At 72.6% G+C, this 12447-nt stretch carries 10 protein-coding genes and 1 tRNA gene; 6 read left to right on the top strand and 5 right to left on the bottom strand.

Features of this window, described 5'->3' with window-relative positions; genetic code table 11:
- Positions 1 to 219: 219 nt before the first annotated feature.
- From RAN62_RS01520 to RAN62_RS01510, 3 genes are all read right to left on the bottom strand, one after another.
- The gene (locus RAN62_RS01520; protein ID WP_305782589.1) at positions 220 to 1005 is read right to left on the bottom strand and encodes a MerR family transcriptional regulator; all 786 of its coding nucleotides are present in this window, start codon (positions 1003 to 1005) and stop codon (positions 220 to 222) included.
- 63 nt (positions 1006 to 1068) lie between these two features.
- Positions 1069 to 2196 carry a serine hydrolase domain-containing protein gene (locus RAN62_RS01515; RefSeq protein WP_305782588.1) on the bottom strand — a complete coding sequence of 376 codons (1128 nt, stop codon included), beginning with the start codon at positions 2194 to 2196 and terminating at the stop codon, positions 1069 to 1071.
- Between the two features lie 116 nt (positions 2197 to 2312).
- Positions 2313 to 3131 (bottom strand): DUF2268 domain-containing putative Zn-dependent protease, encoded by an 819-nt coding sequence (locus tag RAN62_RS01510; RefSeq protein WP_305782587.1) that lies wholly within the window; start codon positions 3129 to 3131, stop codon positions 2313 to 2315.
- A 158-nt stretch (positions 3132 to 3289) separates the two neighbouring features.
- Here RAN62_RS01510 and RAN62_RS01505 point away from each other — a divergent pair, with 158 nt between their 5' ends.
- Positions 3290 to 4969 carry a peroxidase family protein gene (locus tag RAN62_RS01505; RefSeq protein ID WP_305782586.1) on the top strand — a complete coding sequence of 560 codons (1680 nt, stop codon included), beginning with the start codon at positions 3290 to 3292 and terminating at the stop codon, positions 4967 to 4969.
- Between the two features lie 128 nt (positions 4970 to 5097).
- Positions 5098 to 5790, top strand: a complete 693-nt coding sequence (locus RAN62_RS01500) for a hypothetical protein (RefSeq protein WP_305782585.1) — start codon at positions 5098 to 5100, stop codon at positions 5788 to 5790.
- A gap of 88 nt (positions 5791 to 5878) precedes the next feature.
- Here the strand turns inward: RAN62_RS01500 and RAN62_RS01495 are convergent, their stop codons facing one another.
- On the bottom strand, positions 5879 to 7993 hold the full coding sequence (locus RAN62_RS01495; RefSeq protein ID WP_305782584.1) for an IPT/TIG domain-containing protein: 2115 nt from the start codon (positions 7991 to 7993) through the stop codon (positions 5879 to 5881).
- A gap of 284 nt (positions 7994 to 8277) precedes the next feature.
- Between RAN62_RS01495 and RAN62_RS01490 the strand changes: the two genes are divergently transcribed.
- Positions 8278 to 9282, top strand: a complete 1005-nt coding sequence (locus RAN62_RS01490; RefSeq protein ID WP_305782583.1) for a glycoside hydrolase family 3 N-terminal domain-containing protein — start codon at positions 8278 to 8280, stop codon at positions 9280 to 9282.
- A gap of 34 nt (positions 9283 to 9316) precedes the next feature.
- Entirely contained in the window at positions 9317 to 9961 is a 645-nt protein-coding gene (locus tag RAN62_RS01485) for a SanA/YdcF family protein (protein ID WP_305782582.1), read from the top strand.
- 32 nt (positions 9962 to 9993) lie between these two features.
- Here RAN62_RS01485 and RAN62_RS01480 read toward each other — a convergent pair whose 3' ends face one another.
- Positions 9994 to 11622 carry a CocE/NonD family hydrolase gene (locus RAN62_RS01480; protein WP_305782581.1) on the bottom strand — a complete coding sequence of 543 codons (1629 nt, stop codon included), beginning with the start codon at positions 11620 to 11622 and terminating at the stop codon, positions 9994 to 9996.
- A 52-nt stretch (positions 11623 to 11674) separates the two neighbouring features.
- Here RAN62_RS01480 and RAN62_RS01475 point away from each other — a divergent pair, with 52 nt between their 5' ends.
- Positions 11675 to 12316: a TetR/AcrR family transcriptional regulator gene (locus tag RAN62_RS01475; protein ID WP_305782580.1), complete on the top strand. Its 642-nt coding sequence runs from the start codon at positions 11675 to 11677 to the stop codon at positions 12314 to 12316.
- A gap of 26 nt (positions 12317 to 12342) precedes the next feature.
- A tRNA-Gly gene (locus RAN62_RS01470) sits at positions 12343 to 12418 on the top strand.
- The last annotated feature ends 29 nt before the right edge of the window (positions 12419 to 12447 follow it).

Raw genomic sequence — 12447 nt, 5'->3', positions numbered from 1 at the left:
CTGGCGCGCCGCTGGACCGCTGGCTGGCCGACATCGCGCTCGCGCTGCACGCCGAGGTCCCGTGGCAGCGCGCCCTCATCGGCTTCGAGGTCGACGAGGACCACGACATCGCCGGCGACCGCCGCTGGGCCGCCGTCCTCGAGCCCGGCGCCGACGGCATGACGTATCTCCCGGCGAACACCTGAGCCCTGTGTCCAGGCAGGCATCGAGCCGGTGGGGTCAGCGGGAGCGTGGTCCGGGAACGGGAATGCCGGCCTCGCGCAACTTGGTCTCGAACAGCGCAACAAGCCGTTCCGCGGTGGGCGTCGGCTCTTCGCCGTGCTGGGCGATCAGCATGTATCGGGTCGCGGCCTCGCTGCGGGCTTGCAGGCCCGTCACGGTGTTCAGCAGTGCGGGGTCGGCGAGGTAGTGATCGGCCACGGCGGAGGCGAACGCGGGGATCCGGGGGTCGTCCGGTTCCCAGGTCGCGGCAACGGCCGCGCGCCTGGCCAGGGCGACGAGCCGGGTGTCGTGCAGAGCCCGCGCGAAGTTGGTGAGGTAATCGTCGAAGCCCTCCGGGGCCAGAGCCTGGGCCAGCACCCAGCCGTCCCTGGTGGCGGCGACCTCGTCAGCGGTGAAGCCGAGGCCGGGCATCCGCGCCAGCAATGCCACCGCACGCTCGGGCAGCAGTGCCCGGTCGCCGTCGGCGAGGCGGTGCAGCATGTCACGCCGCGCGGTCAGCTCCTCGATCCGTGACGTGAGCTGCCGCTCGACGTCGGCGAGGGCGACGGTGAACCGCGTGGCGTCGGCGTCGAGCATGGGCGCGATCCCGGCCAGCGGCACCCCGGCTTCGGCCAAGGTCCGGACCCGCACCAACCGCAGCAACTCGGCCGAGCCGTACCGCCGGTAGCCGGAGCCGTCGCGCTCTGGCTCGTCGACCAGGCCAAGCTTGTGGTAGTGCCGCACCGTCTTGATCGTGACGCCGACGAACGCCGCCGCTTGCCCGATCGTGACTCCGTTGGTCATCCCTCGGCCTGCCTTCCCCCATCGGGCTCATCGATCTCGACGTGGCCACGGTCCGCATACGAGTCACAGGTGCGCGGCCTGCCGGTCGTCGAAGACCACGCTGAGCAGACGACGCTGGGCGTCCTGGAACGCCGGTCCGATGGACAGGGCGGCGTCGTCGACACAGTTGAGCACGGCGGTCAGGGTCTTGCTGCCGTCCGGAGTGCTGCCCATCAGCGCCGCGTGTCCGATGGCGGCGCCGTTGTGGGAGATGACGGTGCCGCCACCATCGGTGGTGACCACGAATACGCCCAGGCCGTAGTCCATGGCCGGTATGCCGGTCGGATGGGGCGTGCACATCTCGGCCAGCAGCGGCGCGGGGAGGAGCCTGCCACCCAGGAGCGCCGAGATGAACGTGTGCAGGTCCTGGGTGGTCGAAATCATGTCGCCGCCGGTGGAGAGCCAGGAGGGGTTCTGACGGGTGACGTCGACGGTCATGTCACCGTGGCGGTAGTAGGCGTGCGCGTACGGCTCCGGAAGCTCCGGCGAGGCGTCCGGCACCACGGTGCCGGAGAGCGCGAGGGGCCCGAGGATCAGCCGGTGCATCTCTTCGGGGAAGGGGCGGCCGGTGACCGCTTCGATCAGCAGCCGGGCCAGGACGTAGTTGGTGTTGGAGTAGCTCCAGCCCGTTCCCGGCTCGAACCGCGCCGGCTTGGCCAGTGCCAGGTCCACCAGGTCCTGCGGCCGGTGGACCGTGAACCGGTTGTCCAGCCAGTCTCCGCCCGCCGGGCCGTAGGGGATGGTGACCCCCGGCGTGAACGTGCCGTCCTCGTCGACCTCGCCGGTGAAGTTGAACACCCCGCTGGTGTGCTGCAACAGCATCCGTACCGTGATCCGTTCGTCCAGCGCGGGCTCGGGCAGGTACGTGGCGACCGGGTCGTCCAGCCCGAACCTGCCCTCGGCCACCAGCCGCAGCACGAGTGCCGCAGTGAACGTCTTGGTGGTGCTGCCGATCCGGTGATGCCCGTTCGCCGGTGGCTTCTCGGTCCCGCCCCACTCGGCTGCTCCGGCGCTGCCGACCCACTCGCCTCGCTCGTCGTTCACGCGTAGCGACACCCCAAGGAATCCGGAGTCGACGATGTCCTGGATCGCCGCGCCGTACGCGGCGGTCCGCATGCTACTGCTGTCCTGGTCGGAAAGGATCCTGATCATCGTGGTTGCTCCCAGAGGTCGGTGCCGTCGGGCTACGACAACCTTCGACCCTGCCCTCGGGTCAACCTCAACGATGACCTGAATCACAGCTTGGACTGTCGCGACCGGACCGGGAGTCAACCCTCGAGGAGACGCCGCAGCTTCCGTGACACGTCGGCCAGCGACCAGTTCATGGCCGTCTCCAGAGACACGTCCGCCGTCAGCTCGCGGACCAGGTGCCGGCCGAGCCAGTAGCCACACCTGCCCGGAAGATCGCCGTCACCGTCCGGCCCGCCGGTGAACCACCGGGAGGAGGCATCGTCCCGGGCCAGATCGGCCGCCGCTTGCCGCCGCAGGGCCGGCTCCTGCCGCTCGCAGCGGGCGACCCACTCATCGAATCCCGGGGCGAACCACAGCTGCCCGGCGGCGTCGATGCCGGGCAGGAGCTGCGCGGTGACGTGGACCGCCAGCCCCTCCCGGAAGAGGTCGGCGTCGACCCGATCGTGCGGCCAGTCGCGGGCGGCCCGCCGCAGGTGCTCCGCGTGCACCAGCTCGTGCAACGCCAGCAGGACGTCGAACCCGGGCTCGGGCAACCGCTCGACCGCCAGGAAGAGAGTCGGCTCGCCGTCGACGGACGTCGCCCAGCCGTTCGCCTGGCCGAGCCCGGCGAGGATCACCGCATCGACCGGGCCGGCGCCGGGCAGGATCCGGCGCAGCAGCGCCTGCGCCTCGATCACCGCGGCGTGGGCGCGCGGCGTCCGGCCGAGCAGCTCCGCGCGCCGGCTCACCAGCCCGGGCAGGGCGTCCGCGGCGCGGGCCGGGTCGATCCACGCTTCCACCGCGCGGAACACGGCGGCGTGGGGCGTGACCACTCTCTCGTGCCACTGCGCCACGAGGCTGTCGCCGGGAAGATCGGCGTCCAGCTCGGCAAAGGGCGCCACGAGATCGCGGATCACCGGGACCACTCTACGGTCGGCTTGCCGACAAGGGGTGCCGTATCTCGGCGGCGGGGCGGGCGCTCTTCCTGTGTGGACGCGACCGAGGGGGACGCGTCCAGCCGCCCGCCCGCGGCGCCGGGCGGGCGGCGTCAATTCACGGCGGGAAGGTGCGCACCTTGAAGCGGCACAAGCGCGAGAACTACTACGTGGTCGGCGAGGGGATTCTGACCACGGACGGCAAGACCGGGATCTGCGAGCGCCCGTCGACGGAGGCGTCGCTGCGCAAGTTCCGGTTCTCCCGGCTCGGGCCGAAGGGCGAGGCGGTCGATCCGGGGCTGCTGGAGAAGGTCGCGACGGCGATGACCGCGGCGCCGACCGGGACGCCGCCGGTGCAGCCCGTGGCGGATCCGCCGGTGCCGGCCGGGTTCACCTATCTCGGGCAGTTCGTCGACCACGACCTGACGCTCGACAACACGGCGACCGCGCTCGGCGACCGGGTGACGGTCAGCGAGCTGCTGCAGGGGCGGTCGCCCGCGCTCGACCTCGACTCGCTCTACGGGCGGGGCCCGGAGGACGCCGACGACGACCGGTTCTACGCGCCGGACAAGCTCAAGCTGCGCGTCGGGATCACCGCGGCGATCGACGGGGCCGGGACCAACGTCAACCTCAACGGGTACGACCTTCCGCGCGTCACCCAGGGCTCGACCAAGGCGGAGCGGCAGCGGGCGTTGATCCCCGACGCCCGTAACGACGAGAACCTGGTCGTGGCGCAGACGCACCTGGCGTTCATCCGCTTCCACAACGCCGTGGTCGACCGGCTCGCCGACCAGGGCGTGCCGGGGCAGATCCTCTTCCGGCGGGCGCGCGGGCTCGTGGTGCGGCACTACCAGTGGATGCTGCGCACCGACTTCCTGCCCCGGCTGGTGGATCCCGCGATCGTGGAGGACGTGTTCACGACCGGGCGCAAGTTCTTCGAGATCCCCCACAGCGGCAACGACTCCGGGCCCTATCAGCACAGCAAGGCCGGGGACACGCCCACCATGCCGATCGAGTTCTCCGTGGCGGCGTACAGGCTGGGTCACAGCATGGTCCGCGCCGCGTACGACTGGAACCGCATTTTCGCCGGGCGGGCCGGGACGCTGGCTCTGCTGTTCACCTTCAGCGGCACGTCGGGCAACTTCGATCCGTTCGGGCCGGACCCGTCGGACCCGGAGACGGGCCTGTTCGAGCGGCTGCCCACCAACTGGGCGGTGGACTGGCGCCGGATGTACGACTTCGCGGAGGCGGGCCGGGCCGACCTCGCGCCGCCGGCCGGGATCAACAACGCCCAGCGGATCGACACGCTGCTGGTCAACCCGCTGGCGACGCTGCCCAAGGGCTCGTTCGGGGGCGTGGGGACCAACCCGCCGCCGATCCAGCTCAACCTGGCCTTCCGCAACCTCGTCCGGGCCAACATGGTCAACCTCGCGAGCGGCCAGCAGTTCGCGAAGTTCCTCGGGCTCGAGCCGCTGACCCGCGAGCAGATCCTGGGCGGCGACCGCGGTGCCGTCCTCGACGCGCTCACCGACGGGGAGAAGGACGCTTTCGCGGAGCGTACGCCGCTGTGGTTCTACGTGCTCCGCGAGGCCGAGCTCAACGGCGGCCGGATGACCGGGGTGGGCGGCCGGATCGTGGCCGAGGTCTTCCACCGGGCGATGGAGGGCAGCCGCGTCTCGATCGTGCGCGAGCCGGGCTGGCGCCCGTCGCTCGGACCGGACGAGCAGACGTTCCGGATGGTCGACCTGCTGCTGCTCGCTTTCGAGGGGCGCAAGGAGCTGCTGGCACCTCTCGGCGACGAGGCACCCACGCCGGCGTGATGCGTCCGGCGGGCCGGGAGCAACGACGCTTCCGGCCCGCCGGCATCCAGGCCCTACTTCGAGTAGCGGGGTGCGTACCCTCGGAAGGTCTTTGGGGGTGCGGGCCCGGGGTCTGCCATCATGGCCGGGTGCTCGAGTCAGGTCGGATCATCCGCAGCGCTGTCGCCGTCGTCGCCGTAGCCGCCTTCGCGGGCTGCTCCTCGGACGACGACCCGCCGGCGCCCGACACCACGATCAGCGTCGACACCGTGCGCAACGCCCTGCTCAAGGCGGCCGACATCGGCCCCACCTGGGCCGCCCCGCAGGAGTCCGCCGCCCCGAACCAGCTGGTCAGCATCTGCGGCGCCGACACCGCCCCGGCCGGCGTCCCGGGCAGCCCCCAGGTCGTCGCGAGCCCGCTCTCCGACGAGGGCACCCAGGGTGTGCAGAGCCTCACCCAGTACGGCCTCGTCTACGAGGACGAGGTGAGCGCCACGACCGCCGTCGCCACCCTGCGCGCGGTCGCCGACGCCTGCCCGGCCAGCACGCAGCGCCCCGCGAAGACCGGCGACCGCGAGGAGCCGGCCTTCACCGAGGCGGTGGCCACGTCCAACCTCGAGCAGGACGCCTGGCTCGGCTTCGTCACCACCCGCAACCGCCAGTACGACAAGGCCCACCCGGCCACCGCCGACACCGCCGTCGCCGTCCTGAGCCGCGCCAACGTCGTGCTGGTCGACCAGTACGCGATCTATCGCCTGGGCAAGTCCGACGCGAGCGCCAACCCCCAGTTCTCCGCCGACTGGCAGAAGCTCGTCGGCACCACCCTCAAGCGCGTCGGCTGAGAGGCCGCAACGCCCGCCGGGTGGCGCGTGAACGCGGAGCGGCGGCCGCCACACACCCTGGACGGCCGCCGCTGATCCCGTACGTGAATCAGGCGAAGGTGAGTGGCACGCCGGTGCTGGTGCCGCCCGGGGTGACCACCGTGATGGTCGTGGTCGTGGCCGCGCGCGGCGGGATCGTCACGCGGAGCTGGGTGTCGGAGAGCTTGGTGAAGCCGACAGCCGCCGGGCCGACCAGGACCTTGGACGCCCCGGTGAGTCCGGTGCCGGTGACGGTGATCGTGGTCGTCGACTTGGTGGAGGCGGTTGTCACGCTCAGGCCGGTGATCTCGGGGACGGGCGGCGCCTCGTAGGTGAAGGCCGTGCCCGCCGCCGAGGTGCCGCCGGGGGTGGTGATCCGCAGGTCGGCGGGACCGGCCGCGCGGACCGGGAGGGTCAGCTTGAGCTGGGTGTCCGAGACCTTGGTGTAGGGGACGGTGACGCCGGCGACGGTGACCCGGGTGCTGTCGGTGAAGCCGGTGCCGGTGACGACGACCGGGGTGCGGACATAGGTGAGGCCGCTGCCCGGGGTGATGTCCGTGACGACCGGGACCGGCGGGGCCGTCCAGGTGAACGTGCCGGCGGTGCTGGTGCCGCCCGGGGTGGTGAGCTGCAGCGCGCCGGTGCCCGCGGCGTGGGCCGGGAGGGTCAGCTTGAGCTGGGTGTCCGAGACCTTGGTGAAGCCGACGGTACGCCCGTCGAGCGTCATCTTCGTCGCCCCGGCGAAGTCGGTGCCGGTGAGGGTCACGGCCGTGGACTTGTAGGTGAGGCCGCTCGCCGGGGTGACCGTCGTGATCACGGGGGCGGGCGGGAGCGCGTACGTGAGCTGGCCCGCGGGGTTCGACGTGCCCCACGCGTTGGTGACCGTGACCGGATAGGTGCCGGCCGGGCGGATCGGGGCGGCGAAGGTCAGCGACGACGCGGTGACCTTGGTGGCCGGGGCGGTGACGGTGCCCACCTTGACGGAGGTGACGCCGGCGAGGTCGGAGCCGGCGAGCGTGACCGTCTGGCCGCCCAGGACCGTGACGGTCGCCGGGTCGAGGCGGGTGATGCCGGGCGCCGGCGGGACGTACGTGAACTTGCTGGTCTTGACGGCCGCGCTGGTGCCCGCCGCGTTGGTGACCGTCACGTCGACGAGACCCGTGGCGTGCGCGGGCGCGGTGGCGACGAGCTTGGTGACACCGTTGGTGACCTGCGGCTGGAACGTCGCCTCGGTCCCGCCGAACTTGACCGACGTCACGCTCGCCAGGCTCGAGCCCGTGATCGTGACCGCCGTGCCCGCGGGCGCCTTGGTCGTCGACAGCGCCGCCACCGAGGGCATCGGGACGGTGGGCTGCGCCGGGGTGGTGACGCCGCTGACCGCGTACGCCCCGGTGGCCGCCTTGGTCACGAACGCCCACGAGAGCTTGGCGTCGCCGCCGTTGCCCCAGCCCGTACCCCACGAGTTGCGGATGAAGACGCCCTGGGCGTCGTAGCCGTACACGGCGATCATGTGCCCGCCGAGGTTCGTGCCGCTCGTGGTCGTGTAGAGCGAGTGCTGCCGCAGGTACATGAAGTCGCGGAACACCGGGATGCCCAGCGCCACCGGGTTGCCCGACGCCAGCGACTGCATGACCGCGGCCTGCGCCCCGGCGCCCTGGTTGGCGCCGTTGAAGAGCCGCGTCCAGCCGCTGACCCGGTAGTTCCTCGCGTTGTCGATCTGCGTCTGGCTCGGGGCGTCCTGCCAGTTCGTGGTGCCCTGCCAGTAGTCGTCCTGCGTGTCGACGCCCGCGGACTGCGCGTTGGCGAGCACGTAGTCGGGGACCAGCCCGGCGGACGGCGCCCCGCCCTTGGCGACGTTGCGCATGTAGAGGAAGAGCGGTGCGTACGGGGCGCCCGCGCCACCGGTGTGCTTGGCCCAGTAGCCCATGATGCTGTAGCCGACGGTCCAGGCCACGCAGGCGCCGATCTGCCCCTGGTCGCCGGGGCTCGGGGCGTCGGCGCGGAGGTCGACGCTGTCGGGGAGCACGTCCAGCGCGCGGACCTTGGCGACCGTACGCCCGGCCGCCGGCACGTAGCCGCCGGCGGTGTGCGGCAGCGGCTTGGCCGCCGGGGCGGCGAGGGCCGGCGCGGGGAGAGCGGCCGGGAGAGCGACGAGGACGGCTGCAGCTAGCAACAATCGGCGCATCGATGGGTCCTTCCTGTGATGCGAGGCCCGCCCCATCGGCCCGGGGTGCCGCCGGTTGAGAGAAGTTCAAGATCCGATGTCGTCGCGGGCGTCGGATAGCGTTGCGGGCGATGCGTCCCGTCTTCCGCCTTCTGGCCGTCTCCGTCCTGCTGCTCGCGGGCGCGTGCTCGTCGCGCGCCGCCGCCCCCGCGCTCTCGGCGCCGTCCGTTTCGCCGTCTTTGTCGGCGTCCCCCGCGCCGTCGTCGTCCCCCTCCGCCGATTGCGTCGGCCGGATACTCGGCGGTATGCCGGTGCCGGAGCAGGCGGGTCAGGTGCTGATGATCGGCACCCCCGTCGCGAAGCCGCGCACGATCACCGGCGACCTCGCCCGCCTCCACCTCGGCGGCGTCTTCCTGGCCGGCCGCAGCACCCGCTCCGCCACCGCCCTGCGCGCCGACATCAGCGCCGTGACCCGGGCCGGCGGCACGATCCCGCCGCTGGTCGCGCTGGACCAGGAGGGCGGCAGCGTCCAGACCCTCAAGGGCGACGACTTCCCGGTCCTCCCGTCGGCGCAACGCCTCGGCGCCCGCTCCGCCGCCGAGCTGCGCGACACGGTCAGCGGCAGCGCCCGCCGCCTGGCCGCCATCGGCATCACGCTCAACCTGGCCCCGGTCGCCGACACCGTGCCCGCCGACATCGCCGAGGCCAACCCGCCCATCGGCGCCTTCCGCCGCCAGTACGGCTCGGATCCCGCCCGGGTCGCGGCGGCCATCCGAACGGCCGTCCCCGCCTCCCAGGACGCGGGCGTGCTCACGGTCCTCAAGCACTTCCCGGGCCTGGGCCGCGTGCGCGCCAACACCGACGTGACCGCCGACGTCATCGACGGCCGCACCAGCGCCGACGACCCCTACCTGGAGCCCTTCCGCGCGGGCATCGCGGCCGGCTCCGCCGCGGTGATGATGTCGTCGGCCCGCTACCCGCGCCTCGACCAGCAGACCATCGCCGCCTACTCCGAGCCGATCATCACTGGCCTCCTCCGCGAGAAGCTCGGCTTCCAGGGCCTCGTCGTCTCCGACGACCTGGGCGCCGCCGACGCCGCCGCCATCGCCCCGGTCGGCGAGCGCGCGGTCCGCTTCATCGCCGCGGGCGGCGACCTCGCCCTGACCATCCGCCCCGGTGACGCGGAGCCGATGGCATCAGCCTTGGTCGCCGAGGCGGCCCAGGACAATGACTTCGCCGTACGACTGAAGGACGCCGCCGGCCACGTATTGCGCGCCAAGGACCGCGCCGGCCTCCTCACCTGCGGCTGACTCCACCCTGGCGCGGGCCTTCTAAGGTCGGCACGTGCGTCGGCGTCTGATTCTCGCGGTTGGTGCTGTGGTGGTGCTCGTCAGCCTGCCGTGGTTGTGGACGACGGGCGCCGCGTGGGGTCATGTGCACGACGCCGGCGACGCCCCGGAGGCCGATGTGGTCATCGTCCTGGGGACGCAGGTGGGAGCGGATCGGCATACGCCGGAGGCTCGGCTGGCCGGGCGCCTGCGCACCGCGTCGGAGCTGGTGACCAGCGGGCGCGCGCGGGCGATCCTGGTGTCGGGCGACGGGGGTGGCGAGTCGGGAGACGAGACCGCCTCGATGACCGGCTACCTGACCGGTGAGCTGGGCATCGATCCGGCCCGGGTGGTGGCCGACCCGTACGGGCTCGACACCTACGACAGCTGTCGCCGGGCACGAGACGTCTACGGGGTGCGGTCGGCCCTGATCGTCACGCAGGCCTACCACCTGCCCCGCGCAGTGACCGTCTGCCGGCAGCTGGACGTGGACGTGGAAGGCGTGCGCGCCGACTGCACAGGCTGCGGAGCAAGGCTGCTCGCCGGCAAATGGGTCCGCGACTACTTCGCCAGCGGCAAGGCAGCATGGGACGTCCTCCGCGGCCGCGCCCCCGCCGTCACCTCCCCGGCCACCACGGCACTCACCGACGCCGCCGGCTGACGCGGCCGGCGAGAACCCCGGCGCCGGACGCGTTACCCCGGTGCCGCGCTCGGCATGGCCTCGTCGGACCCTCGGGCGGTCGGCTCCGCGCGCGCCGTGACGACCGGGAGGGTCAGCACCGAGGTGTGGCGGACCGTGGTGTCGGTGGCGATGAGGCGGGTGGCGGGGCCCGGGGGCTCGCCCGTCCCGTAGTTGCGCAGGTAGCGAGGGTGCGCGCCCCCGCTCACCTGAAGGCGCAGGCGGTGGCCGGGCTTGAAGTGGTGCGCGGCCGGGCCCAGCTCGACCACGGTGCGGCCGTCGGTCATGCGGGTCAGGCCGTCGCAGATGTTGAGTGAGCGGCCGGACGGGTCGACGTCGCAGAGGCGGGCGAAGAGGTCGCCGCTCGCGGCGGTGGTGGTCGCGTCGAAGGTGGCCCGGACCGGACCCATGATCTCCAGCGGCTCGGTCAGCGGCGGGCTGGTGAAGAGCAGGACGTCGGCCCGCTTCTCCAGGGGCGCGTTGTCGCGCTGGCCCTGCGTCGGGGACTGCAGCGCCCCCGCATAGGACGGCGTCGGGTCGGCCGGGTCGTAGTGGAAGCTGCTGGCGCCGAGGCCCGCGGACAGCGCCTCCTCGAGCGTCCAGTCGTGGGGGACGGCCGGGGGTGGCCAGTCGGGCAGGTCGCGCCACTCGTTCAGGCCGCCGACGTGGACCCGGACGCGATAGGCCGGAGGCTCGCCCCGCAGCCGGCGCAGCGCCTGGGCGAACGTCTCGGTCCAGCCGCGATCGAGCGCCGACGTGTGCGTCCACGGCCCGATGAGCAGGTCGACATCGGCGCCGGCCGCGCGCAGGCCGGCGTAGTGCTCGATGGTCCGGCCCGGCTCGAGGTCCCACCAGCCGGTGCAGAGGCTGACCGGGACGGGGATCTTCGGCACGACGCCGCTGACCGTCGTGTCGGCCCAGTGCTCCGCCTCGGGGTGGGCCAGCCACTCCTCGAACACCGGGCGCCGGCCGCCGAACCCCCGCGGATAGGCGTCGAGCAACGGCAGCTCATGCGTCATGCGCTTCAGGTGGCGCATCAGGCGGAGGGTGCCGCGGAAATAGTCGCGGGTGCGGGCGTTGTCGAGGAACAGCAGCGCCCCGCCGATCAGCGCCCGCTCGAGCCGGAAGACGCCGCCGCCCCAGAAGAACTCGTGTGTGTCGCCGAACCCGACCTGCAGCACCGCGCCGCGCCACTCCGGCGGCGGGTCGTGGGCGAGCACCGCCTGCGTGTAGGCCATGTAGCTCGCGCCCAGGGTGAACAGGTCGCCGGTGAACCAGGGCTGGTCGCGCAGCCAGCGAACCGTCGCCTGCCCGTCGGCCGCCTCGTCGCGCACCCACCGGTAGTCGCCCTCCGAGCCGCCCGTGCCACGGCTGCTCTGCAGGATCACGTGGAAGCCCTGCTCGGCGACGAGCACGCCGTAGAGATAGTTGAATGGGAAGCCACTGCGGACATAGGGCGCCCGGACCAGCACGGTCGGGCACGGCTCGGACGTGACGGGGGCGTAGTGGTCGGCGCGCAGGATCACGCCGTCGGCGGCGGGCACCGGCAGACCGGACTCGCGCCGGACGTCGTACCGTGCGGACAGCCGGCCCTTCCGGGGCCGGCGGCGCATCGCTCGGAGGAGAAGTGGCAGTTCACGCATGGCGGGACCTCTTTCCCGTACGTTGTACCGGAAATGCTATCAGGAGATGCCGATGACGCGGGGTCGTCCGCCCGCTCACACTCTGGAGCGGGTGATCGAGGCGGCGATCGCGGTCGCCGACGCCGACGGGCTCGCCGCGGTGACCATGCGCCGGATCGCCGGGGAGATCGGGGCCGGGGCGATGTCGCTCTACACGTACGTGCCGGACAAGGACCGGCTCGTCGACGCGATGGTCGACCGGGTCGGGGCGGACGTGCCGGCGATCACTCCTACAGGTGACTGGCAGGGCGATCTGCTGGCCATCTGCCGCGCGCAGCGGGCGTCGATGCTCGCGCACCCCTGGCTGCCCGGGGCCCTGGCCGCGCGGCGGATCACCGGCCGGCACATGGTGGCGTACCTCGAGCAGGGGTTGGCGGCCCTGGCCCCGACGCGGCTGGACGGCAGCACCAAGCTGGAGGTGATCGCCCTGCTCACGGGCTTTGTGGCGAACTTCGTGGCGAACGAGCTGGCCGGCCCGCCGACCGAGGAGCAGGTCGCGCTGATCGGCGAGGCGGTGCTCAGCGGCGACTATCCGCACCTGGCCGCGGCGCTGGCGGAGGGCGGCTCGCGGGTGCCGACCTTCGACGCGATCGCGCTGCGGATGATCCGCGGCCTCGCCGACCCCGTTTTGTGGCCGGGGCCCGACATCCTCTAGAGTCTGTGTCGTCGCCACGGCGGCACGCGGACGTAGCGCAGCTGGTAGCGCATCACCTTGCCAAGGTGAGGGTCGCGGGTTCGAATCCCGTCGTCCGCTCCACTTTCTTCCCCGGCGGGCCTTTTCCCGGC

The sequence above is a fragment of the Symbioplanes lichenis genome (assembly GCF_030709675.1).
Lineage (GTDB): Bacteria > Actinomycetota > Actinomycetes > Mycobacteriales > Micromonosporaceae > Actinoplanes > Actinoplanes lichenis.
The sequence above is the reverse complement of the archived record's forward strand: the minus strand, read 5'-3'. Positions and strand labels throughout refer to the sequence as shown.